This is a genomic window from Kitasatospora sp. GP30, from assembly GCF_029892145.1.
GTDB lineage: Bacteria > Actinomycetota > Actinomycetes > Streptomycetales > Streptomycetaceae > Kitasatospora > Kitasatospora acidiphila.
Genome location: NZ_JARZAH010000028.1, coordinates 78615 through 102244, shown reverse-complemented (window position 1 = coordinate 102244; position 23630 = coordinate 78615). Strand labels below are relative to the sequence as shown.

At 73.3% G+C, this 23630-nt stretch carries 20 protein-coding genes; 5 read left to right on the top strand and 15 right to left on the bottom strand.

Features of this window, described 5'->3' with window-relative positions; all coding sequences use genetic code 11:
• Positions 1-679: 679 nt before the first annotated feature.
• Together tyrS and P3T35_RS29205 are read right to left on the bottom strand one after the other, a co-directional pair.
• Positions 680-1945, bottom strand: coding sequence for a tyrosine--tRNA ligase (gene tyrS, locus P3T35_RS29210; RefSeq protein ID WP_101385365.1), 1266 nt, complete (start codon positions 1943-1945; stop codon positions 680-682).
• Positions 1946-2048: 103 nt separating this feature from the next.
• Positions 2049-2714, bottom strand: a complete 666-nt coding sequence (locus tag P3T35_RS29205; protein WP_101382920.1) for a DNA-3-methyladenine glycosylase — start codon at positions 2712-2714, stop codon at positions 2049-2051.
• Between the two features lie 152 nt (positions 2715-2866).
• Between P3T35_RS29205 and P3T35_RS29200 the strand changes: the two genes are divergently transcribed.
• Positions 2867-3385 (top strand): HNH endonuclease, encoded by a 519-nt coding sequence (locus P3T35_RS29200; protein WP_101382919.1) that lies wholly within the window; start codon positions 2867-2869, stop codon positions 3383-3385.
• An 88-nt stretch (positions 3386-3473) separates the two neighbouring features.
• Here the strand turns inward: P3T35_RS29200 and P3T35_RS29195 are convergent, their stop codons facing one another.
• From P3T35_RS29195 to P3T35_RS29170, 6 genes are all read right to left on the bottom strand, one after another.
• Positions 3474-5351, bottom strand: coding sequence for a PQQ-binding-like beta-propeller repeat protein (locus tag P3T35_RS29195; RefSeq protein WP_101382918.1), 1878 nt, complete (start codon positions 5349-5351; stop codon positions 3474-3476).
• A 65-nt stretch (positions 5352-5416) separates the two neighbouring features.
• On the bottom strand, positions 5417-5713 hold the full coding sequence (locus P3T35_RS29190) for a 4a-hydroxytetrahydrobiopterin dehydratase (protein WP_101385364.1): 297 nt from the start codon (positions 5711-5713) through the stop codon (positions 5417-5419).
• A gap of 115 nt (positions 5714-5828) precedes the next feature.
• Positions 5829-6587: a sulfite exporter TauE/SafE family protein gene (locus tag P3T35_RS29185; protein ID WP_101382917.1), complete on the bottom strand. Its 759-nt coding sequence runs from the start codon at positions 6585-6587 to the stop codon at positions 5829-5831.
• Positions 6588-6812: 225 nt separating this feature from the next.
• The gene (locus tag P3T35_RS29180; protein WP_101382916.1) at positions 6813-7874 is read right to left on the bottom strand and encodes an SPFH domain-containing protein; all 1062 of its coding nucleotides are present in this window, start codon (positions 7872-7874) and stop codon (positions 6813-6815) included.
• 56 nt (positions 7875-7930) lie between these two features.
• The gene (locus tag P3T35_RS29175; protein WP_101382915.1) at positions 7931-8353 is read right to left on the bottom strand and encodes an NfeD family protein; all 423 of its coding nucleotides are present in this window, start codon (positions 8351-8353) and stop codon (positions 7931-7933) included.
• Positions 8354-8589: 236 nt separating this feature from the next.
• Positions 8590-9381: an ABC transporter ATP-binding protein gene (locus tag P3T35_RS29170; RefSeq protein ID WP_101382914.1), complete on the bottom strand. Its 792-nt coding sequence runs from the start codon at positions 9379-9381 to the stop codon at positions 8590-8592.
• Between the two features lie 183 nt (positions 9382-9564).
• Between P3T35_RS29170 and P3T35_RS29165 the strand changes: the two genes are divergently transcribed.
• A complete protein-coding gene (locus P3T35_RS29165; protein ID WP_101382913.1) occupies positions 9565-10368 on the top strand; it encodes a hypothetical protein in 804 nt (267 codons plus the stop codon).
• An 88-nt stretch (positions 10369-10456) separates the two neighbouring features.
• Here P3T35_RS29165 and P3T35_RS29160 read toward each other — a convergent pair whose 3' ends face one another.
• The 3 genes from P3T35_RS29160 to P3T35_RS29150 all read right to left on the bottom strand — a co-directional run bounded on the left by P3T35_RS29160 (position 10457) and on the right by P3T35_RS29150 (position 15631).
• Complete coding sequence (locus tag P3T35_RS29160; protein WP_101382912.1) at positions 10457-11116, bottom strand: response regulator transcription factor; 660 nt, start codon at positions 11114-11116, stop codon at positions 10457-10459.
• Positions 11109-12248 (bottom strand): GAF domain-containing sensor histidine kinase, encoded by a 1140-nt coding sequence (locus P3T35_RS29155; protein ID WP_101382911.1) that lies wholly within the window; start codon positions 12246-12248, stop codon positions 11109-11111. Before P3T35_RS29155 ends, P3T35_RS29160 begins: the two co-directional genes overlap by 8 nt.
• Before the next feature lie 188 nt (positions 12249-12436).
• Positions 12437-15631, bottom strand: a complete 3195-nt coding sequence (locus P3T35_RS29150; protein ID WP_180356652.1) for a BTAD domain-containing putative transcriptional regulator — start codon at positions 15629-15631, stop codon at positions 12437-12439.
• Positions 15632-15869: 238 nt separating this feature from the next.
• Here P3T35_RS29150 and P3T35_RS29145 point away from each other — a divergent pair, with 238 nt between their 5' ends.
• Positions 15870-18698: a BTAD domain-containing putative transcriptional regulator gene (locus P3T35_RS29145; RefSeq protein WP_101382908.1), complete on the top strand. Its 2829-nt coding sequence runs from the start codon at positions 15870-15872 to the stop codon at positions 18696-18698.
• Between the two features lie 24 nt (positions 18699-18722).
• Here the strand turns inward: P3T35_RS29145 and P3T35_RS29140 are convergent, their stop codons facing one another.
• Both P3T35_RS29140 and P3T35_RS29135 read right to left on the bottom strand, forming a co-directional pair.
• Positions 18723-19301 (bottom strand): sigma-70 family RNA polymerase sigma factor, encoded by a 579-nt coding sequence (locus P3T35_RS29140; RefSeq protein WP_280708395.1) that lies wholly within the window; start codon positions 19299-19301, stop codon positions 18723-18725.
• A gap of 227 nt (positions 19302-19528) precedes the next feature.
• Positions 19529-19888: a hypothetical protein gene (locus tag P3T35_RS29135; protein ID WP_101382907.1), complete on the bottom strand. Its 360-nt coding sequence runs from the start codon at positions 19886-19888 to the stop codon at positions 19529-19531.
• 205 nt (positions 19889-20093) lie between these two features.
• Here P3T35_RS29135 and P3T35_RS29130 point away from each other — a divergent pair, with 205 nt between their 5' ends.
• Positions 20094-21311: a hypothetical protein gene (locus tag P3T35_RS29130; protein WP_143676936.1), complete on the top strand. Its 1218-nt coding sequence runs from the start codon at positions 20094-20096 to the stop codon at positions 21309-21311.
• A 92-nt stretch (positions 21312-21403) separates the two neighbouring features.
• Positions 21404-22126, top strand: a complete 723-nt coding sequence (locus P3T35_RS29125; RefSeq protein ID WP_143676935.1) for a hypothetical protein — start codon at positions 21404-21406, stop codon at positions 22124-22126.
• Here P3T35_RS29125 and P3T35_RS29120 read toward each other — a convergent pair.
• Positions 22119-22655, bottom strand: coding sequence for an alpha/beta hydrolase (locus tag P3T35_RS29120; RefSeq protein WP_101382904.1), 537 nt, complete (start codon positions 22653-22655; stop codon positions 22119-22121). The genes P3T35_RS29125 and P3T35_RS29120 overlap by 8 nt on opposite strands.
• Positions 22656-22722: 67 nt before the next feature.
• Positions 22723-23574: an NAD(P)-dependent oxidoreductase gene (locus P3T35_RS29115; protein WP_101382903.1), complete on the bottom strand. Its 852-nt coding sequence runs from the start codon at positions 23572-23574 to the stop codon at positions 22723-22725.
• Between the last annotated feature and the right edge of the window lie 56 nt (positions 23575-23630).

The following is a 23630-nucleotide window of genomic DNA, read 5'->3' as shown; positions in this document are numbered from 1 at the left end:
GTGTTAAGCACGCCGCCAGCGTTCGTCCTGAGCCAGGATCAAACTCTCCGTGAATGTCTGCTCGTAATCGAGCGAGCACTCGCGCAGAGCGGCACAGCAACCACCGGAATAGGGCGGCCCCGTGCACTGCGTCCTCGCTAGTGTTTACTTCAAAAGGAATCTCCAACCCCGATCCAGAAGGATCAAGGCCGGGGATGTCAACATATCTGGCGTTGACTTTTGGCACGCTGTTGAGTTCTCAAGGAACGGACGCTTCCTTCGCAGCCACTTCCGTGGCCCCTCCGGGCGCTTCGTTCTTTCGTGTTTCCAGCTTATCAGATCCGGCTTGGTGCCTTTTCTGACTTCCTGGCTGGCCAGGGTCGCTTTCTGCTTTTGCGACGACCATCACTCTACCGCATTTCCGGACCAGGTCCGGACCATGCTGATTCCGAATGGAAAATAGCTTGGCTGATAAATCCGTAAGTGTGATGGTCGCACCGGATAGAATCGAGCCAGTCTCTCGACCGCCTCTTGCGTCCCCCGGTTCAGGCGACTCGATCCACCTTAGGTCAGCTGAGCAGCGCCGTCAAACACGCAGGGGCCGGATCTGTCCAGATCTGGCCCCTGCGGGGTGTTTCACCAGGTCAAACCGAGTGTGATTTCAGGCCGGCCGAAGCTGCCCGGCCCGCCTGACGCGGCCTCAGACGCCGACCAGCTCCACCGCGGCGAGGTTCCGCTTGCCACGGCGCAGCACCAGCCACCGGCCGTGCAGCAGGTCGCCCTCGGTGGGGACGGCCTCCTCGTCCGCGACCTTGGCGTTGTTCAGGTAGGCGCCGCCCTCCTTGAGGGTGCGGCGGGCCGCCGAGCGGCTGGGGGCCAGGCCGACCGCGACCAGCAGGTCGGCGATCGGGGCCAGCTCGCTGACCTCGGCCCGCGGGACCTCGGCCAGTGCGGCGGCCAGCGTCGCGGCCTCCAGGTCGGTCAGCTCGCCCTGCCCGAAGAGCGCCTTGGAGGCGGCCACCGCGCGCTCGTACTGCTCGGCGCCGTGCACCAGGGTGGTGAGCTCCTCGGCGAGCGCGCGCTGGGCGAGGCGCAGGTGCGGGCGCTCGGTGGTCTCCCGCTCCAGTTCCTCGATCTCCTCCCGCGAGCGGAACGAGAAGATCCGCAGGAAGTTGGAGACGTCGCGGTCGTCGGAGTTCAGCCAGAACTGGTAGAAGGCGTAGGGCGTGGTCAGTTCGGCGTCGAGCCAGATGGTGCCGGACTCGGTCTTGCCGAACTTGGTGCCGTCGGCCTTGGTGATCAGCGGGGTCGCCAGGGCGTGCACCGACTTGCCCTCGGCCTTGCGGATCAGGTCGGTACCGGCGGTGAGGTTGCCCCACTGGTCGCTGCCGCCGGTCTGCAGGGTGCAGCCGTAGCGGCGGTTCAGCTCCAGGAAGTCCATGCCCTGGAGGATCTGGTAGCTGAACTCGGTGTAGCTGATGCCGGCGTCGGAGTTGAGGCGGCGGGCCACCGCCTCCTTGGCGATCATGTTGTTGACCCGGAAGTACTTGCCGATGTCGCGCAGCAGGCCGATCGCGGACAGGCCCGAGGTCCAGTCCAGGTTGTTGACCAGGCGGGCCGCGTGGTCGCCCTCGAAGTCGAGGAACTTCTCGACCTGGCCGCGCAGGCGCAGCACCCAGGCCGCCACCGTCTCCGGGTCGTTCAGGACCCGCTCGGCGGTCGGCTTGGGGTCGCCGATCAGACCCGTGGCGCCGCCGACCAGACCCAGCGGCAGGTGGCCCGCCTGCTGGATCCGGCGCATGGTGAGCAGCTGCACCAGGTTGCCGAGGTGCAGGCTCGGCGCGGTCGGGTCGAAGCCGCAATAGAAGGTGACCGGGCCGTCCGCGAACGCCTTGCGCAATGCGTCCTCGTCGGTGGAGAGGGCGATCAGCCCGCGCCACTTCAGCTCGTCGACGATGTCCGTCACGGTCACGGTTCTCCTTGGTCGGGTCGGGTCCGCCCGGTGGCGGTCCGACGGGATCCGGTGCAGTCCAGCGTGTCCGAGACTACGCGTTCCGTGCCATCGGCCCCTACTCGGTTTCAGCGGCCGACGTGGACGGGCCGCGTCCGGCTGTGCGGCGGCGCGGGGTGTGGGCGCGGTAGGGGCTGACGGTGGGGTCGCCGTCGATCCAGAACCGCCACGGGACGTCGGTGGCGGTGGCGATCCCGGTGCGCGGGCCGGTGCGGATCAGCCGGGCCGGCGGCGGGGTGCCGGGGAAGAGCCGGAAGACCGGACCGTCGATCACGTCCTCGCCGTCCTGTGCGCGGTCGATGCCGAGGGCGACGGCGAGCCGGGCCGGGCCCTGGGCGAGGTCGTGGTCCCGGCGGCTGGTGGTGCGGCGCTTGCGGGCCTGCTCCACTCCCCCGATCACCTCGCCGGCCCGCAACAGCACTGCGCCGGGGTGGAGTTCGGGGCCGCAGACCAGGTTCACGCAGAAGTGCATGCCATAGGTGAAGTACACATAGGAATGTCCTGGTGGTCCGAACATCACCGCGTTTCGGGCGGTTTGGCCGCAGTAGGCGTGCGAGGCCGGGTCGTCGGGGCCGGTGTAGGCCTCGACCTCGGTGAGGCGCAGTTCGACGGTGCCGCTCGGCAGGGTGCAGCGCAGGGTGCGGCCGAGCAGGTCGGGTGCCACCTCGGGTGACGGGCGGTCGAAGAAGGAGCGCGGCAGCAGGGTGCCGGGGTCGGTAGCCACGGAGGCGAGCCTAGAGCGCGGCGCTGACTACTCCGACGATTGCTCCGACCGGGCGAAACCTGCCGGAAATTCCGTTGTCCGGGGCAGACCTCGGCGGTCACAGTGGTTGTGTCCGCCAAGCGGGCGGGGACGGGCCGGGGAGGTGCTCCGAAGTGCGCAACACGCTGGTGCTGAATGCGAGTTACGAGCCGCTGTCGACAGTGTCGCTGCAACGTGCCGTGGTGCTGGTGCTGCAGGACAAGGCGGTGGTCGAGCAGGCCCATCCGCTGCGGATGGTGCGGGCGACCGGTCTGTCGGTGCCGGTGCCGCGGGTGATCAGACTGAGGCAGTACGTCAGAGTGCCGTTCCGACAACGGGCGCCGTGGTCGCGGCGGGGTGTCCTGGTGCGGGACCAGCACCGGTGCGCCTACTGCGACCGGCGGGCGACCACGGTGGACCACCTGGTGCCGCGCTCCCGGGGTGGCGCGGACAGCTGGCTGAACACCGTGGCGGCCTGCGCCGAGGACAACCAGCGCAAGGCGGACCGGACTCCGGAGCAGGCCGGGATGGTGCTGCTGCGGCGGCCGTTCGAGCCGACGCCGCAGGCCTCGCTGATGCTGGCGCTGGGCCTGCGGGCCGGCGAGGCCGCGGAGCTCGCGCAGTGGCTGCCGGGGCGGCCGGCGGTGGCCTGAGGCGCGCCGTCGGCCCCGCGGAGTGCGACGGTCACCGGGCCACTGGCTCAGCCGGGCTGCGGGCAACCCGGCTGAGTCAGTGGGCCGGTCAGCCCTTGGCTGCCTGGAACGCGGTGGCCGTACCGAAGTTGGTGGAGTGCTCGGGTATCACGACCACCCGGTCGCTGCCGGTCAGCACCCGCCCGGAGGTGAGCAGTGAGCCGGTGGCCGGCGGGAAGTTGCCGCCGACCGTCTCCTGGCCGCCGTTCAGCGCGAACCGGCTGAGGTGGGCGGGCTGTTCGACGCGCTCCTCGGTGGCCAGCACCAGGGTGCCGTTGTCCAGACCGACCGCGCGGACGTTGCCCTTCTCGCTGATCGCCGTGTGCCAGGACTCCTTGCCGCCGGCCAGGTCGTAGGCGACGACGCTGGTCTTGCCGTCGGCGGCGGTGCTGGTTGCGACGGCGAGGTGGTCCTGGAAGAAGATCGCGGGCGTCGGGTCGAAGGTGCCGGAGGTGGCGTTCAGCCGGCCGGTGTTGGAGACCAGCTGGATGGTGGCGGACGGGTTGCCGTCCTGGCCGAAGGAGACCAGCTTGTCGTCGGTGGGCTGGTCACCGGTGGTGAGCACGGCCGCGGGCTCGGCGGAGAGCACGGTGACGGTCTTGGGCTGCCCGTCCAGGCCGTGCGACCAGAGCACCTTGCCATCGGCCGCGCCCATCGCGACCATCTGGTCGCCGGGGTTGCTGTCGGCACAACTGCTGTGCACCAGCACGGTGTTGCCGTTGGCCCCGCCGGAGAGGGTGCAGTACTTACCCTGCCCGGCGTACTGCCACAGGTCGTGGCCGTCGGCCGCTCCCCAGGCGTAGACCTTGTCGTCGCCCACCGCGATCACCTTGTCGTCGAAGACGGCGGCGTGCGCGGCGTACGGGTTGGTGGTGTTGGAGAGCTGCTTGTTCCAGGCGGCCTTGCCGGTCTTGGTGTCGACGGCGACCAGCAGGGTGCAGGGGCTCTTGGGGTCCGCGCCGGTGCGGAAGAGCGCGGCGCCGAGGCCGGACGAGTTGACGGTGGGTGAGAGGCCGCAGGGGACGGCGCCCTGGGCGGGGGCGTCCAGCGACCAGGCGGGCTTGCCGCTGGCGGCGTCATAGGCGTGCACGCCGGTGCTGTCGGCGCGGACCAGGGCGTTGGCGACCAGCCAGCTGCCGGCCAGGGTGTCGTCGCTGCCCTGCTGGGGGGCGCCGGCCGGCTGAGCGGTCCAGATCTTGTTGTGGGCGACGGCAAAGCCGGTGTCGGTGCTGGGCGGCGTCGCGGCCGGGGCGTGGTGACTGCTGCCGCCACTGGTGGCGACCACCCCGGCGGTGACCAGCACGCCGAGGGCCAGCACACCGGCTGCGCCGCGGATCAGCAGGGTGCGGCGGTCCGGGCTGCCGTCCTTGGCGAGCACGCCGTCCAGCACGCCCTGGGCGTGGTCGCGCAGCGAGCCGCCGCTGCCGGCGGCCGAACGGCGGCCGCGGCCCGGCCGTGCGTCGGGGTCGCGGTCGTCCCGGGCTCCGGTGCCGCCCGTGGGCTCGGCGCCGGCGTCGGTGCCGAACTCCGAGGGGAAGGACTCCGAGGCGAAGGGGTCCGAGGTGCCGAGCTCAGCGGTGACGGGCCCCTCGCCCGGTATCTGAGGCATGGTCTCGGTGGCCTGGGCGTGCATGTCCTGGACGTGCGGGTCCTGGTAGGGCGCCTGGTACTCGGTCCCCGCCGGATACTCGGGCGCGGCGGCCGGGGGCTGCGGGTAGCCGTACTGACCGGCGGACTCCCCCTGGTACCCACTGCCGTGCTCCGCGCCGTACTCCCCCGTGCCCGGCTGCTGGTAGGGCTGCTGCTCCTGCTGGCCCTGCCACGCCCACTGCTGCTGCTCGCCGGTCCCATCGGGGTGGGGCTGGGGCTGCTGGTTTGGCTCGGTGGGGTACCACGAGTGCTGGTAGTCGTACCCGTCCTGACTCATGAGTTCCCGTTCATCCGACTGCGTACTGCCGCCCGCCAGCATCTCACGGCGGCGCGCGCGGCCGGTCAGGCCCTCTCGAACGCCTGGTCGATCAGGGCGGCGAGCTGGAAGTCCAGGCCGGTCAGACCACCCGCGCTGTGCGTGGAGAGCACGAAGGTGAGGGTGCGCCAGCGGATGTCGATGTCCGGGTGGTGGTTGAGCCGCTCGGCGGCCTCGGCGGCCGCGTTCACCACCCGGATCGCGGCGGGGAAGTCGGCGGCGTCGGCCGTCCTGGTGATCGAGTCGCCGCTGCGCTGCCAGTCGGGCAGGGCGGACAGCGCCGCGGTGATCTCGTCCTCGGTGAGGAGGGTGCTGCTGCTCATCAGGTCGCTCCCGGTCCGCTGGGTCGCTGGGCTGCCGGTCGGCAGTGCCTTCGCGCCGAGCATAGGGGACCGGGAGCGGAGTCTGATGGAACGTCAGATATGGTCCGTCGAACCGTCAGCCGATCAGCAGTTTGGTGACCGCGGCGAGTCCGACCAGCACGATCAGCGTGCGCAGCGCGATCGGCGGCAGTCGGCGGCCGACCTTGGCGCCGATCAGCCCGCCGATCGTCGAGCCGGCCGCGATCAGCAGGGCGGCGAGCCAGTCCATGTGCGTGGTGAACATGAAGAACACCGCGGCGACGGCGTTGACGATCAGCGCCAGCACGTTCTTGGCCGCGTTCATCCGCTGCAGGTCGTCGCGGAGCAGCATGCCCATCAGGGCCAGCATCAGCACGCCCTGGGCGGCGCCGAAGTAGCCGCCGTAGATGCCGCAGCAGAAGATGCCGAGGGCCAGCGCCAAGCTGCCGTCGGGGTGGGCGGGGGCGCCGCCGCGCGCCGCGACCGCGCGGGCCACCCGGGGCTGGATCACCACCAGCACCAGGGCCAGCAGGATCAGCACCGGCACGATCGCGTTGAACGCGGATCCGGGCAGGCGGGTGAGCAGCACCGCCCCCAGCAGCCCGCCGAGCAGCGAGGCCAGGCCGAGCCGGAGCAGCCGCCGGCGCTGTCCGACCAGCTCCCGCCGGTAGCCGATCGCACCGCTGATCGACCCGGGCACCAGCCCCAGCGTGTTGGAGACATTGGCGGTGACGGGAGGCAGCCCGATCGCCAGCAGGACCGGGAACGTGATCAGCGTCCCCGATCCCACTATGACGTTGATGGTGCCCGCACCCGCCCCGGCTGCGAAGACCGCCAGCCCTTCCCATGGAGTCATGGAGTCGTCCCTACTGTTCGCGTGTCCGCCCCCGGACGGGGTGGCGGCGTTCGCGATGATCCCGGACCGGGCACCACGGCGCCCAGTCGGTTTCAGGATGAGAGACGAATCTTCACATCACATGAAATGACTCGGTTCAGTCGGAGTGGAGTTCACTCGGGGCGAGCTCACTCGGAGTCACTCGCGGTCGAGTGAGGCCGGGGTCGAGCTCACTCGGGGTCGAGCTCACTCGGGGTCGATCTGCGGGTACTCCCGGGTCGGGTTGACCCGCGGCCGGGTGGCGCCGGAGTCGTCGGTGTCCAGCGGGCGCGGACCGTTGGCCGAGCCGACCGGACGCGGCACCGAGCCGTCCGCCGTCGGCTGCTTGGTCAGATCGGGACCGACCTTGGGCGCGGCGCCCGGACCGGCGCCCTGCCCGCTGAGGCCGCCGAACGCACCGCCCAGGCCCTTGAGCGCGTCGCCCACCTCGCTGGGGATGATCCACAGTTTGTTGGCGTCGCCCTTGGCCAGCTCGGGCAGGGTCTGCAGGTACTGGTAGGCGAGCAGCTTCTGGTCGGCGTCGCCCTCGTGGATGGCCTCGAAGACGGTGCGGATCGCGGCGGCCTCACCGTCGGCGCGCAGCACGGCGGCCTGCGCCTCACCCTCGGCACTGAGCACCGCGGCCTGCTTCTCACCCTCGGCCCGCAGGATCGCGGCCTGCCGGGCACCCTCGGCGGTGAGCACGGCGGCGCGCTTGTCCCGCTCGGCGCGCATCTGCTTCTCCATCGAGTCCTGGATGGAGGTCGGCGGCTCGATCGCCTTCAGCTCGACCCGGTTGACCCGGATCCCCCAGCGGCCGGTGGCCTCGTCGAGCACCCCGCGCAGCCCGGCGTTGATCACCTCACGGGAGGTCAGGGTGGACTCCAGGTCCATCGAGCCGATGATGTTGCGCAGCGTGGTGACGGTGAGCTGTTCGATCGCCTGGATGAAGCTGGCCACCTCGTAGGTCGCGGCCCGGGCGTCGGTCACCTGGTAGTAGATGACGGTGTCGATGTTGACCACCAGGTTGTCCTGGGTGATCACCGGCTGCGGCGGGAACGGCACGACCTGCTCGCGCAGGTCGATCCGGTTGCGGACGGTGTCGACGAACGGCACCACGATGTTCAGCCCGGCGTTGAGGGTGCGGGTGTAGCGGCCGAACCGCTCCACAATGGCCGCACTGCCCTGCGGGATCACCTGGATTGTCCGGATCAGTGCGATGAGGGCCAGCACCACCAGGACGATCAGCACGATGAGGACGGGTTCCACGGTGTCTCCCCTGGACAACTCGGACGACTCGCACGACCGGCCGGTCTGGCGACCGGCTAGTCGACCAGGGCGGTCGCGCCCTGGATTTCGATCACATCCACTTGCTGGCCCACTTCGTAGACCCGGTCGGGGTGCAGTGCCCGGGCTGACCAGATCTCGCCGTTGAGCTTGATCCGACCGTCCAGGCCGTCCACCCGTTCCTGCACCACGGCCCGAGCCCCCACCAGCGCCTCGATCCCCATCCGGACCCGCGGGCCCTTCTGGAGCCGCCGGTAGGCGACCGGGCGGAGCAGCGCCACCGCGCCGACCGAGACCACCAGGAAGGTGAGGAACTGCCAGACCACACCCGCCCCGAGGCCGGCCGCCGCCGCAGCGACGCCCGCCCCGATCGCGAACAGGCCGAACTCCGGCAGTGCGGTCGCCACCAGCGGCACTCCGAGCAGCACGGCGACCAGCAGCCACCACAGCCAGCTGTCCACATGCCCATCCTAGGGAGGAAACAACGTCCGGTGTGGGCCCTTCCCGCAGGTGGAGGGCCGGAAACCGGTCAGCCGTGCGGCACCTGACCGACCGTCGGTCGAACGGAGCCCCGCGGAGTCGAACAGAGGGTGAGCGGAGTGGGGTCTGCCGGCGTGAACGGAGGGCCGGCCGAGCGAGGCCCGCGGAGTCGGACGGAGGCCCGGCCGAGCGGGACCCGCCCAGTCCGAGCAGACGGTCAGCCGAGCGGCAGGCCCTGGGCCGCCCAGCGGTCGCCGTGGCGCTCCAGGGTGAGCGGCAGACCGAAGCAGAGCGACAGGTTGCGGGCCGTCAGCTCGGTGTCGATCGGGCCGGCGGCGAGCACCTTGCCCTGACGCAGCATCAGGACGTGGGTGAAGCCGGGGGCGATCTCCTCGACGTGGTGGGTGACCATCGCCATGGCGGGTGCCTGCGAGTCCTGGGCGAGCGCACCGAGGCGGCGCACCAGGTCCTCACGGCCGCCGAGGTCCAGGCCGGCGGCCGGCTCGTCGAGCAGCAGCAGCTCGGGGTCGGTCATCAGGGCGCGGGCGATCAGGGTGCGCTTGCGCTCGCCCTCGGAGAGGGTGCCGAACTTGCGCTGCTCGTAGCCGCCCATGCCGAGGCGGTCGAGCAGCAGCAGCGCCCGCGACTCGTCGAGGGACTCGTACTCCTCCTGCCAGGTGGCGGTCATGCCGTAGGCGGCGGTGAGCACGGTCTGCAGCACGGTCTGCTCGCGCGGGATCCGGTCCAGCAGCGAGACGCCGGCCAGGCCGATCCGCTGGCGCAGCTCGAAGACGTCGACCGAGCCGAGCTTCTCCCCGAGCACCGCGACGGTGCCGCTGGTCGGGTGCAGATAGCTGCTGGCGACCTGGAGCAGGGTGGTCTTGCCGGCGCCGTTCGGGCCCAGGATCACCCAGCGCTCGCCCTCGGCCACCGACCAGGAGACTTGGCTGATCAGTGCGCGGCCATCCCTGACCACGGAAACGTCAACCAGCTCCAGCACGTCGCTCATGCCTCTGCCTTCCCCAACTTCGGATGCCACTCGTGTCGACCAGTCGGTGCGGGCGGGCAGCCTACTCCGCCCGTCGGATAGGCGGGGAGGGAGCGCAACCGCGGGCACGGTGGCACAGCTGCTCGCACAGCACAGCCCAAACCTACGCCACCCAGGTGGCCGCCTTGTCCGTAGGCTGGCGGGATGCCGCTGACTCCCGCCGCCGCTGACTACTTCGCCGAGCCGCGTTCCGCCCGGCTGACCGCCTGGGGCAACTCCCTGCTGGCCGGCCACACCCCGCCCGACCACGTGGTGGAGGAGGTGGTGGGGAGTGACGAACGGCACCGGGTGATCGGGCTTCCGGGCGACACCGAGGGCGAGCAGCACGCGCTGACCTGGGCAATCGGGCGGCTGCGGGTGCTCGGGGTGACCGGGCTGCGGCTGGCGCTCCCGTCCGAGGGGCACCCGCTGGGGCTGACCGGCCCGGCGGAGTTCAACGGCGCCGCCATGGCGGTCGGCGAGGCGGTGCTCGCGGTGGGCCTGCCGATCGGATTCGTTCCCGAGATCGACGCCTACGGGCCACCCGGTGACCAGTCGGTGACGGTGCTGTGGCGATGCTGGGAGGTGCGGGACGCGCCACCGGCCGACGTGCCCTCGCTGCACGAGGCCGAACGCGAACTGGCCGACGGGCTGCGCGAGGCCACCGAGCTGCTGGCCCGGCTGGACGTGGCCGGCGCCGGGCCCGAGGCGCTGCGGGCGCTGGAGCAGTACCGCAGACGCGGACACAGCAAGCTGCTGGCACCCGGCTACCCGCCGCGGGCGGTGCGGGTGCTGGAGTCGGCGCGCCAGGTCTCGGCGCTGCTGGCGATCGCGGCCGACGGACACGGCGCCGCGGTGAGCGCCGGGGAGATGGCCGCGCGCACCGCCGTGCTGACTCCGCTGCGGCGCACCGCCCGCCGGGCGCAGGTGGCCGCCTACAACGCGATGGTGGACGAGCGGGGGGACTGAGGCGCGGGGTGGGGAGGGGTGCGGCCGGGTGGCGGCCGGGTGGCGGGCCCGCCGGCGCCGGGAGCAGCGATGGCAGGAGGGCCTGCTGTCAGGAAGGCTCGTCGGCGCCGTGGCGGACCGCCCAGAGGGCGGCCTGGGTGCGGTCGGCGAGGTCCAGCTTCATCAGGATGTTCGAGACATGGGTCTTGACCGTCTTCTCGGAGAGGGTCAGGGCCCGGGCGATCTCCCGGTTGGAGCGGCCATCGGCGATGTGGCCCAGCACCTCGCGCTCCCGCTCGGTCAGGGTGCCGCCCCTGCCGTGCGCGGGGCGCGGCGAATCGTCGGCGAGCAGGGTCGCGGCCAACTCGGGCTGGAGCAGCACATGACCGGCGTGGACCGAGCGGATCGCACCGGCCAGCGCCTCGGGGTCGACGTCCTTGTACACGTAGCCGGCGGCGCCCGCGCGCAGCGCCGGAACCACGGTGCGGTGCTCGGTGAAGCTGGTGACGATCAGCACCCGGGCCGGGTTGCCCTCCTCCTTCAGCCGGCGCAGCGCCTCGATGCCGTCCATGCCGGGCATCTTGACGTCCATCAGCACCACATGCGGGCTCAGTTCCCGGGCCTTGGCGACGCCCTCGGCGCCGTCGGCGGCCTCGCCGACCACCTCGATGTCGTCCTGCACCTCCAGGAAGGTGCGCAGCCCCCGGCGGACCACCTGGTGGTCGTCCACCAGGAGCACCCGGATCCGATCCGACGTCTGCTCAGGCACCGGGCACCTCCAGTTCGATGACGGTCCCTCGGCCGGGCCCCGAGGTGAGGACGAGCCGGCCGCCGACGGTCTGCGCCCGGTCCCGCATCGACACCAGGCCCAGGTGGCGGCCGGCCCGGCGGACCGACTCGGGGTCGAACCCCTGGCCGTCGTCGCTGACGGTGAGTCGGGCGCCGCGGCTCCTGGTGCCGCGCAGGGTCACCTGGACCTTGCGGGCGCCGGAGTGGCGCAGCGCGTTGTGCAGCGCCTCCTGGGCGATCCGCAGCACGGCGGCCTCCTGGGCGGGCGGCAGGGTGCGCACCCCGCCGTCCTCGTCGAAGGCGACGGTGGCGCTGTGCGCCCGGTCGAGCACCTGCACCTGGGACGCCAGGGTGGCGACCAGGCCGTCCTCGTCCAGCGCGGCCGGGCGCAGTTCGACCACCACGGTGCGCAGTTCGTCGGCGGCCTCGGCGGCGAGCCTGGCCACCTCCTTGAGCTCCGCGCGGGCCCGGGTCGGGTCGCGGTCGACCAGGGTGGCGGCGGCCTTGGCAGTCAGGCGCAGGCTGAACAGCTTCTGCGACACCGCGTCGTGCAGGTCGTGCGCGATCCGGGCGCGCTCGCCGGCCAGGGTGAGCTCGCGGCTGCGCTCGTAGAGGCGGGCGTTGCCGAGGGCGATGGAGGCATGGGCGGCGAGGATCCGCAGCAGCCGCTCGTCCTGCTCGGTGAAACCGCCCTCCTTGTTGGCCAGGAAGATGGCGCCGAGGATCTCATCACCGTCCAGGATCGGCATGCCGAGGAAGTCCTTGAGCTCCGGGTGCGCCTGCGGCCAGCCCTCGAAGGCGGGGGCCCGGCGGACGTCGGCGAGCCGGGTCGGGGTGAGCTCGTGCAGCATCGTGGCCAGCACGCCGTGCTGCCGGGGCAGCGGGCCGATCGCCTTCCACTGCTCGTCGCTGACCCCGTCGACCACGAACTGGGCGAAGCCGCCGTGGTCGTCGGGCACGCCGAGCGCGGCGTACTCGGCACCGAGCAGGCTGCGCGCCGAGGCGGTGATCCGGCGCAGCACCTCGCGTACCTCAAGATGCCCGCTCATCGCGAGCACCGCCTCGCTGACCGCTTCCAGATCGCCCAGCGCGGCCCCGTCGATCGTCCCCATGCCGCCAAAGGTAGCGCGCCGGGCACGGCCCGCGGCTCCGGCTGCGGACCGGGCCGGCTTACGCCTCAGGGCCTACGGCGGGGGTGGGAGGTGGAGGTGGGGGCGGGGGTGGGCACAGGGAGGGGCTGTGACGGACGGTGGAGGGCCGGGAGTCCGGGGGGGTGAGCGCGGGTGGGGGCCTGGGTGGTTCAAGCGTCCGAGGTCGTGGCCGGGAGGGTGGCGGCGAGGGGCGGGGCGGCTTGGGCGTTGATGGCCGCGCGGACCGTGGCGATGAAGTGGCGGGTCTGGCTCTCGATCCGCAGGTTGCCCTGGGTCTGGCCGAGGGTCAGGGCGTGCTGGGCAGTGGCCAGGGCGGCGCGGTGACGGCCGAGGGCGTGCAGCGCTTCGGCCCTAGTCAGGGTGGCGCTGATCAGCTTGGGGTCGTCGGGGTGCGCGGTGAACAGGCGCACGGCCTCGGTGGCGTGGGCCAGCGCGCCGGTCGGCCGGCCGGCGACCACCAGGGCGTTGGCGAGGTTGTTGAGCGTCTGCGCGAGCAGCAACGGGGCGGCCAGGGAACGGGCGTCGGCCACGATCGCGGTCATCAGCGGGATCGCGCGCTCGTGTTCGCCGGCCCGGACCAGGGCGTTGGCCAGCAGCATCCGGCACTGGTGCAGGAGTTGCGGGTCGCCGAGCTCGTCGGCGAGGGCGGCGGCCCGCTCCAGCAGGGCGGTCGCGGTGGCGAACTCGCCGTGCTCGATCTGGACCACGGCCAGGTCGACGTGGCTGCGGACCAGGGCGGCCGGGTCGCCGCACGCCTGGGCGGTACGCAGGCCCGCCTCGGCGGTGATCCGCCACTCGCGGCGGCTGCGGTTCTCCTGGTAGTAGAGGGCGCACGCCTGGTGGGCGAGTCGCCAGGCGAGGGCGGGCCGGCCGTACTGCTCGGCGCAGAGCACCAGACCGCGCACCGCCCGCTCCTCACGGCGGAACCACTCGACGGCCTGCCCCGGGGTGCCCAGTGCCGGCAGCACGTCGGCGGGGATGGGAGTGGTGGTGTGGGTGTGGATGGTGGTGCTGGTGAGGGTGGCGTGGGCGGCGGGGGCGACGTGATTAGCGGGGGCGGGCGCTGCGTTCGTGACGACGCCAACGCGGGTGGCCGGGACAACGTGAGCAGCGGGGGCGGGCGCTGCGTTGGTGACCGCGCCAGCACGCGCGGCGGGGGCCGGGGTTGCGCCGGGGCGGACGGCATCGGCGCGCGCGGCATCCGCACCGGCCAGGCGCACAGGGCCGGCCTCCGCGTCTGGAGCACCGGTGGGCACCGCAGTGCCGAGGGCAGCGCCAACGGTTGCGCCGGTGGAGCCGGCGGGGGTGGGTACCGGGGTGGGGCGGGTGGTGAGGACGTTGGCGATGCGCAGGCCCGCGCAGGCGGCGGCGGTCGCGGCCAGGTAGTGGTCGAGCATCCGGTCCATCGCCGCCTCCCGCTGGTCGCAGCCGAGCTCGGCGGCGAGGTTGGCGCTGTAGAGGCGGACCAGGTCGTGCCGGGCGAACAGCCCTGGGGCGGTCTCCTCGACCAGGTGGGCGGCGTCCAGCTGGGCGAGCAGGGTGCGGGCCTCGGCGAGCCGGACGCCGGCGAGCACCGCGGCGGCGTGCGGGTCGATCACTGCGCCCGGGTGCAGCCCGAGGTAGCCGAAGAACCGCTCGGCGGGGGCGTCCAGGGCGCGCCGGGTGAGGTTGAGGGTGGCCGCGATGCCGAGTGAGCCGCCGCCGGCGGTGCAGAGCGCGGCGAGCCTTGACTGCTCGTCGGAGATCTCCTCGGCCAGGTGGCGCAGCGACCAGTCGGGCCGGGCGGCCAGCCGGGCGGCGGCCAGCCGCAGGGCCAGTGGCAGCCGGTCGCAGCGTTCGGCGATCTCGGCGGCGGCCTGCGGTTCGGCGTCGATCCGCTGCGGGTCGAGGGCCCGGCGCAGCAGGTCGAGCGCCTCGGTGAGCGGCAGCACGTCCAGCGGCAGGGGGACGGCGCCGGCCTGGACCAGCAGGTCGCCGAGCCGGTTGCGGCTGGTGATCACGGTGACCGGGGTGTCCTCGGCCGCGGGCAGCAGCGGGGCGAGCTGGGCGTAGTCCCGGGCGTTGTCGAGCACCACCAGGAGCTGACGTCCTGCCAGCAGCTCGCGGTAGCGGCGGGACCGGTCGTCCAGTGCCGCCGGCAGCTCCTCCTCGGGCACCCCGAGGGCGGTGAGGAAGCCGGCCAGCACCTCGGCCGGGTCGCGCGGTTCGGTCTCGTCGAAGCCGCACAGGTCGGCGTAGAGCTGGCCGTCGGGGAACCGCTCGGCGACCTGGTGCGCCCAGTGCAGCACCAGGCTGGTCTTGCCGACTCCGGCCGGTCCGGTGACCAGTACGGGGTGCCGCTCGACGTGGCCGGCCGCGACACTGGTCAGCCCCATGGCACCCACCAGGCCGGTGCCCGCGGCGTCGGCGATGGCCGCGTCCAGCTTGCTGAGTTCCGTCGCCCGGCCGGCGAAGCGGCGGTTGCGGCGCGGGAGTTGGGAGACCTTGGGACGCTGGGCGATCGTGGGACGCTGGGCGGCCGTGGAGCGCTGGGCGACCGCGGGGCGCGGCGCGGGCCGCGGTTCGCCGGTGGGCGGTCGCGGCGTGGCGGCCTTGGCGGTCAGCCGCTGGTGGGCGGCGCGCAGCGCGGGGCCTGGCACGGCACCGAGCTCGGCGGCCAGCCGCGCGACAGTGCGCTGATGGACCGTCAGCGCCTCGTCCCGGCGTCCGGCCTGCGCCAGGCAGTCCATCAGCTGGGCGGCCAGCTGCTCCCTGGTCGGGTCTGCGGCCAGCGCGCTGTCGAGTTCGTCGATCGCCTCGGCGCCCCGGCCGAGCAGGCAGAGGTGCTCGCCGAGCCGCTGCAGCGCCCGCGTCCGCAGCGCCACCAGCCGCGGTGCCTCGGCACTGCGCAGCAGTTCGGAGCCGCAGTCGGCCAGCGCCGGGCCGCGCCACAGGTCGAGTGCCCGGTGCAGCAGCGGCAGGGCGGCGTCGCTGTCGTCGGCGGCGGCGCAGGCCTGGGCGCAGCACTGCTCGAAGTCCCGCACGTCGACCTGCTCGGGGTCGCCGTCCAGCTGGTAGCCGATGTCCCGGGTGGTCAGGGTCAGCTGACGGTCGAGCAGGCGGCGCAGTTCGGTGATGTGGCCGTGCAGCGCGGCTCGGGCGGTGGGCGGCGGGCGGCCCTCCCAGACGGTGTCGATCAGCCGGGTGATCGGCACGGTGCGGCCGAGTTCCAGGGCGAGCGCGCTCAGTACGGCCCGGCGCTTGGGCGCGCTCGGTGTGACCGGCGTGCCGTCGTCGGTCCGCACGGCGATCGGTCCCAGCAGGTTGATCCGCATCCGCACCTCCGCCACGAGAATCCGTCCCACGCCACGAGAAGACGGGTCATCGGTGCCGATCGGTTGCCACGGCACCCCTCGACGACCGCTCGGAAGGATACGGCCGCCAGCGTCCGAAAGCATCCGCCGGGGGTGGCTGGAACCGCATCATCGCAGGTCCAGGCATAGACCAGACCGTTCAGATCAGCTGTAATGGGCGCGCTAAACCGGTCTACACTGCTCGGACGAGGCAGCCCCGGCATCGGGACATGCGCAAGGTGGGGAACATATGGTGATCCGGCTCCTTGGACCGGTGGAGCTGCGGACCGCTGACGGCGAGACGGCCGAGCTGGCCGGCGCCCAGCGGCGTGCGGTGCTGGCGCTGCTCGCCCTGCGGTCCGAGCGCGTGGTGCCGATCGAGCGGTTCTTCGAGCTGCTCTGGGGTGACGAGCCGCCGGCCCGGGCCAGAGCGGCGCTGCAGGGACACGTCGCGGCGCTGCGCAAGGTGCTGACCGGTTCGCCGTTCGAGCTGCGCACCCGGGCTCCGGGGTATCTGCTCACCGGTGCCACCGAGTTGATCGACGTGCGGCGGTTCGAGGCGCTGGCCGCGACCGCCGTCGAGGAGTCCGACGACGCCGCCGCGGTGGCGCTGCTGGAGCAGGCGCTCGGCCTGTGGAGCGGGGCGGCGCTGGCCGATCTGCCGGACACCGAGCTGCGCCGGGCCCTGGTGGACCAGTTGGACGCGGCCCGGACCACGGTGCTGACCGCCTGGGCCGAGCGGCGGCTGCGGCTGGGCAGTGCGGCGGTGGCGGTCCCGGCGCTGGAGCAGAGCGTGCGGGCGAACGGGCTGCGCGAGCCGGTGGTGGCGCTGCTGATGCGCGCGCTGCAGCAGGCGGGGCGGCTTTCGGACGCGTTGGCCGTCTACCACCACGCCCGGGAGCGGTTGGCCGCCGAGCTGGGGGTGGTGCCAGGGGCGCAGTTGCAGGCGGCGCTGGCCGAGGTGCTCGGCGGCGGCCCGGCCGAAGGCCGGGTGCCCGCGCAGCGCCGTCGGTCGAACTCGGAACCGGATGTTCCGGCTCCGGCCGGCGACGGTCCGTCAGCGGCCGAGGAGCCGGTCCCCGTGCTGCCGCGCCAGCTGCCCCGCCAGCCGGCCGGGTTCGTGGGGCGCTGCGCCGAGTCCGAGTGGCTGGACCGCGAGTGCGGCCCCGAGCGCACCGGCGACGGCCTGGCCCTGGTGGTCGGTCCGGCCGGGGCCGGCAAGAGTGCCACCGTGATCCGCTGGGCGCACGCCGTCGCCGGCGGCTTCCCGGACGGCCAGCTCTTCGTCGATCTGCGCGGCTTCGACCCCGCCGGCCCGGTGGACCCGGTGGAGGTGCTGGGCCGGTTCCTCAAGGCGCTCGGGATGCCGGAGGCGGCGATCGCCCAGGACGGCGCGGGCCGGGCCGCCCAGTACCGTGCCGCCACCGAGCCGCGCTGCCTGCTGGTGGTGCTGGACAACGCCCGCAGCGCCGAGCAGGTGGCCGAGTTGCTGCCGGCCGGTGCCGGCAGTGCCGCCGTGGTAACCAGCCGCAACACCCTGGAGGACCTGGTGGTCACCGAGGGTGCCGCGCTGCTGCGGCTCGCCGCCCTGCCCGGCGACGACGCACTGCGGCTGCTGGAACGCAGCCTGGCCCCGGAGCGGGTGCGCGCCGAGGAAGCCGCCGCCCGCCAGTTGACCGCGCTCTGCGACCAACTGCCGCTCGCGCTGCGGATCGCCGCCTCCCGGCTGGCGGCCCGCCCCAACTGGACGATCGCCGACCTGGTCACCGAACTCTCCGACGAGCGCACCCGGTTGCTCACCCTGGACACCCACGGCGCGGTCAGCATCCGCACCGCACTCTGGCTGACGTACCGTCACCTCTCGCTGCCCGCAGGTCAGTTGCTCACCCTGCTGGCCGCCCATCCGGGCAGCGAGGTGGATGCCTACGCCGGCGCGGCGCTGCTCGGCACCGATCTGCCGACCGCCCGCGGCGCGCTCGGCGAGCTGGCCGCCTACCACCTGCTGAGCGAGAGCACCCCGGGCCGCTACAGCCGGCACGACCTGATCCGACTGTTCGGCATGGAGCTCTTCGCCGACCAACCGGAGCAGGTGCGCCGGCGCAGCACCGAGCGGCTGCTGGACTACTACCAGGAGGCGGTCCGGCAGTGCGGCGACCATGTGGACCCGGGGCAGGACGCCTACGGCCCCCGGGCCCATCCGCCGCGCGCGGTGCCGCAACCTGCCGACGCCCGGGCGGCGTTGACCTGGTTCATCGCCGAAGAGCCCACCATCCGCGCCCTGGTGGCGGCCGCCGCCGAGCAGGATCCTGAGCGGGCCTGGCGGTTGGCCCTGCAGGCGAGCGGCCTCTACTACGCGGCGAGCCGGCTGATCGACTGGCTGAGCTGCCTGCGCTCGGGCCTGCGAGCCGCCGAGCGGACCGGCCCGCAGTGGGCCGTCTCGATGCTGGAGTCCACCATCGCCAACGCCCTGATCGGCGTCGAACGGGTTACCGAGGCCGTCGAGTTGAGCACCATCGCGGTGGACCGCACCAGCGCCGCGGACGGCTTTCCGCACGCCCGTGCCCAGGCCACCCTGGCGCTGGCCGAGGCGGTGCTGGGCAACACCGCCGAGGCCGGGCAACTCGTCGACCGCGCTCTGGAACTGGCCCGCCGGGGCGGCCGCACCGAGCAGCTCGCCTCCGCGCTCGGCTACGCGGGTGCGGTGTCCGCGATGGCCGGCGACCCGACGACCGGACTGGCCCGGGTCCGCGAAGCCCGAACCCTGCTCGCCGACCAGCCGGCCGCCACCATCCACGCCTGGGCGCTGATGACCGAGGCGCAGTCCCTCCAGGCCCTCGGCTGCCACGAGTCCTCCGAGCAGGCCTGGATCCGGCTGCTGACCACCTGCCGGGAGGCCGGCTTCCTGCATCTGCACGCGATCGCCGAGCAGTCCTACGCCAACTTCCTGCTGGGGCTGGGCCGGGAGGCGGAGGCCGCCGAACACCTGCGTTCCGCCATCCTCCTGCACCGCTCGCACGGCCACCTGGCCGTCGCGGTCACCGACCTGCTGGCCAAGGTGGAGCAGTCGCTGGAGAGTTGACATGAGCGCAGGCATTCGACGGGCTCAGGCCGCCGGAAGCGGGTCCGGCGCGTACTCGTGATGGGTCGCCAGCACCGGGCGCAGCGCCCGGATCGCGTAGAAGTTGCGGGACTTGACGGTGCCCGGCGGGACCCCGAGGCGCTCGGCGGTCTCCGCCACCGAGCGGTCCTTCAGGTGCAGCTCCACCAGCACCTCGCGGTGGTGCGGCTGCAGGTTCTCCAGGGCCACCTCGATGTCCCGGGCGGCCAGCACCCCCTCGTACGGGTCGTCCGGCAGCGGGCGGTCCTCCAGCATCTCGCCCGCCACCTCCTGGGCCCGGGCGGCCGCCATCCGGAAGTGGTCGATGGCGATCCGGCGGGCCACCGTGAAGAGCCAGGGCCGGCTCTGCGCCGCACCGCGCGAGATCGACTCCGGGTGCTGCCAGGCCCGCAGCAGGGTCTCCTGGAGGATGTCCTCGGCCTTTCCGCGATCGCCGTTGGTCACCCGCAGCAGCGCACGCAGCAGGTAGCCGCCGTGCAGGCGGTAGAGCTCGGCCAAGGTCTCCTGGTCGAGCGTGGAACGCACCGACGGGGGCATGGTCGGGGCGGCAGGTTGGTTGGTCACGCACTTACCTCTTCGGTCCAGGCGGGTCTGCTGCTCGGACAGGCCGTGTGGGCGGCCGCGGCGAGATCGGGAGGGAAGACCCCGACCTCGCCGAAGCCACCGTGCCGGGCCGCGCCAACGTGACGCCAAGAACGGACCAACGCGATCATGACGGCGGCCGCGCGCGGCATTGGCGCGTGCCGCATTCGCGCGTGCCGCATTCGCGCGCGCGGCATTCGCGCGTGCGGTCAGGCCGCGCTCGCCAGCTGCCGGACCAGCTCCTGAACCCCCTCCTCACCGTGCTGTTCGATCAGCACGGCCACCCAGTCGAGCAGTTCCTCGCGTTCCTCCCGGGACCAGTTCCACGAAGACGGGTGCTCGTCGACCACCAGTGCCGCAGCCAGCGGGAGCAGCGCGGTCGGCGGGGTGGGGCAGGGCTGGTCGGCCGTCGCACAGCCGGCCACGAGCCGGCGCGCCGCAGCGATCACCTCGGCGGCCGGCGCCTGGGGAACCTCCAGCGCGGGCACGCCGGGCAGCACCGGCGGCGGCTCCAGCAGCCAGTCCGCGATCAGCCGCCGCACCCCGGGTGACGACCCGTCGTCGGACATCCGCTCCCTCTCTCCTTGTACCGGCAACCGAGCTCCCCGTGCCATACCTAGGGACGGTACCGGGTGGTAGCCGGGTTCAGCTGCCGAATATCGAGGTCCGCGCCAAGCTCTGCGGGGAGTGAACGCCGCGTCGTCCGGGAGCCGTTGACCGAAGCGGAACGACCGGCCGGCGCGGCCGGACCCGGGCACGTGGAGGGAGCCGGCGGTGGCAGCGGTGGCGGGCGGCAGGACGAACGCGGGCACGGTCGCCTCGGCGCCCTGGGAGACACCGGTGCCCGCTGCTCCAGCGCACCCCCTGGTGCTGGCTCAGGCCGCCGGTCCCGGGGAGGCGCTGGTGCACCGGGTCGAGCCCGGCGAGGGTCGGCAGGGCGCCCCCGACTACGCACCCGTCCCGTGGCCCGATCCGCTGCCGCTGACCGGGCACCGGCCGCTGGATCCGCTGGGCACGGTGCTCATCCCGCCCGCCGCCCGCACGGTGGTGACGCCGCGTCCGACCGCTGCCGAGCTCCCGCCCGGTGAACCGACCGCCGTCCCCCTGCCGGACCCTCCTCCAGCCTTCGGCCGGGAGGTGCTCCCACTGGGGCGGGCCGCCGAGTCGGAGCTGAACGCCGACCGCCTGGTGCGCGGACGGCCCTCGCGCGGGCGGCGGTTGCCGTTCCGCGGCGAGCGGTTGCCGTTCCGCGGCGAGCGGTTGCCGTTCCGCGGCGAGCGGGGTGACCAGGCGCGGCAGGTCGAGCGGATCCGTACCCCGCTGCGGCGGGCCCACCGGATCGCGGTGCTGGGCTGCGCGCGCGGCACCGGGCAGAGCACCGCCACCGCCGCCCTCGGAGCGCTGCTGGCCACGCACCGACAGGACCGGGTGCTCGCCCTGGGCCTGGGCTCCGGCGCCGCCCTCACCGGGCTGCCCGAGCAGCCGACCCATCAGGACTTCCGCCGCTTCACCACCGTGCGGCCCAGCGGCCTGGAGGTCCTCGCGGCCGGGGCGGCCGACCGGGCCGGCTACCAGCGGCTGCTGGACGCGGCGTCCGGGCAGTACCCCGTGGTGCTGAGCGACACGGGGGGCTCGGACCCGGCGGTCCGGGCCGCCGTGGCCACCGCCGACCAGTTGGTGATCTGCACCGACGCCTCGGTCCGGGGCGCCGCCGGGACGGACGCGCTGCTCAACTGGCTGACCGGCGCGGGCCACGGGGCCCTGGTCGCGAGCGGTGTGCTGGTGGTCTCGCCGATCCCCGGCGAGGGGCGGGCGCTTCCCGGTGACAGCCTGACCGAGCACTTCGCCACCCGCTGCCGCGGCGTGGTGGTGATCCCGGTGGACGCGCACCTCGCGGCGGGCGGTGAGCTCGCGCTGGAGCGGCTGCGCGGGCGGACCAGGAACGCCTACCTGGAGCTCGCCGCCCTGGTGGGGGACGCGCTGGCGGACTGACAAGCGGCGCTGAGGGGCGGCGCCTTGGCGGGCGGCGCGTTGGCCGAGAGCGGGCGCGGCGGCGTGACGGTGGCCCGCGCTACCCTCCCGCCATGACTACCACCGTGCGCATCCCGCCGTACTCCGACGACGACCTGGTCGCGGGCGAACACCTCGCGGGCGACCCGGCCTTCTGGCTGGCCCATCTGCTCATCACCCTGGGCTCGTTGAGCGAGGACGTGACCGAGTACGGGGTGGAGACGTCGCGCTTCGAGGAGTTGATGGAGCGCCTCGGCGACCCCGAGCAGCCGCCGACCGTGCTGCGGGTGCCGTTCGCCGGCGGGCACCAGGCCTGCGCCGTGTACGTCAACGACGAGGACGAGAGCAACATCGACTTCATCGTCCAACACCCCGCTTGGGGCCGACTCGGCTGGCTCGGGCAGCACGGGCCGCACGGCTCGGGGAACGGGCTGTCCTGGCGGGAGTTGACCAAGCTGGCCGCCGGCGCTCCGGACGGCACTCCTGACGGACTGTCAGATCCGGCCCAGCGCTTGCTGCTGCTCCTGCCGGTGCTCGGTGATGCGGCCACTCCGGCCGCCGAGGCCGTGGAGACCGTGGCGCGCGCCATCGTCGAGGTCGGCCTCCGCCCGGACACCGCAGGCGAGTTGGCCGCCTACCTGCTCAATGTGCCCGGGCTCTCCCGGCAACCCGTCTGGACGGTCACCCCCGAGAGCCCGATCCGCGTCTGCGACTCCGACTACAGCCCGCGCCGTATCCCGCTCGCCCTCGGCATCACCCCGGCCCAGGCGCAGGCGCTGGCCGAGGCGCTCAGCTGAGCAGCTGCCCGAGCAGCTCCCGACCCTGCACCCAATCGCCCAGTCCGGAGGCCGAGTTGAGGTGACCGTGGGCACCCGCCACTGCAAACCGGGCACCCCACGCAGCGGCGAACTGCCGGGACCGGTCGAGCGTGCACCACGGGTCGTCCGAGCCGGCGACCACCAGGGTCGGGAACGGCAGCGGCTCCAGCGGGATCGGGCAGAAGCCGTCCAACTCGGCCACCCCCGCGGCTTCGATGTCCGCGGGCGCCACCAGGAACGCCCCCGCGACCGCCGCCCCGGCCCGCTGCGCCGCCCAGTGCGCCACCAGGATGCAGCCGAGGCTGTGCGCGACCAGCACCACCGGCTGCTCCTGGGCCGCCACGGCCGCGTCCAGGACCTCGACCCACTCCCCCAGCACCGGGTGGTCCCAATCCGCCTGCTCCACCCGCTGGAACGCGGGGTCCGCGGCCTCCCAGTGGCTCTGCCAGTGCTCCGGACCGGAGCCCTCATAGCCGGGCAGGACGAGGAAACGCGGCTGGGCGGTCATGACTGGCAGCTCCTGTCAGATCGGGGAACGCGGTGGATTGTATCCACCCGCCGCCTGCCGATGATCTTCACAGGGGGCCGACGCCGACTTGCCCCGCCCGCACCCTGGTGACGAGCTCCCCCAGGTCGAGGTCCCCGGCCGAGGGATCGGCGGTCAGGACGCGGTGGACGGCCGCCGCCACCGGGAGCGGGGTGGTGGCGGTGGCGAGGGCGACGTCCTTGGCGGCGAGGCGGATCGGGAAGTGGGCGTCATCGGCGAAGGCGCGGGCGGCGGCGCCGGCGAGCGGGCTGCTGGTCAAGGCGGTGCGGACCTGGTCCTCGGGGAGGCCCAGGGCATCGCCGAGGGCCATCGCCTCGGCGACCACCGCGACGCCGCCGATCACCGCGTTGATCAGTACCAGCTTGACCGCGGCACCGCTGCCGACGGGCCCGCAGGGCGTGACCGTGCCGAGGACGTCCAGGATCGGGCGGACGGCCGTCGTGTCGCCGCCGGCCAGGAGCAGCAGGGTGCCGGCGGCGGCCCGGTCGACGCTGCCCATCACCGGGGCGTCCACCAGGGTGACCGTCTTGGGCAGCAGGCCGGCCAACTCCCGGACGGTGTCAGGGCCGATGGTGGAGACGTCCACCAGGGTGGCGCCCGGCTTCAGCGCGGGCGCCAGGGCGGTGACCACCTCCCGGACGGCGGTCGGGTCGGCGAGCATGGTGATCACGACGTCGGCGTCGCGGACGGCGTCGGCCGGGGTGGCGGCGACGGTCGCACCGGCGGCGGCCAGGGCCTGCGCGCGGGCGGGGGTGCGGTTCCAGACGGTCAGCCGGTGGCCGGCCGACAGCAGGCGCCGGGCCATCGGGGTGCCCATGCCACCCAGGCCCAGGAAGGCGATGGTTCCGGAGAATGCGGGCGCGGTGGTGTTCGTGTCCATGGCTCTCACCGTAGGCGGCGGCTACGGATGCGACCAGCGAATGTCTAGCATGGCTG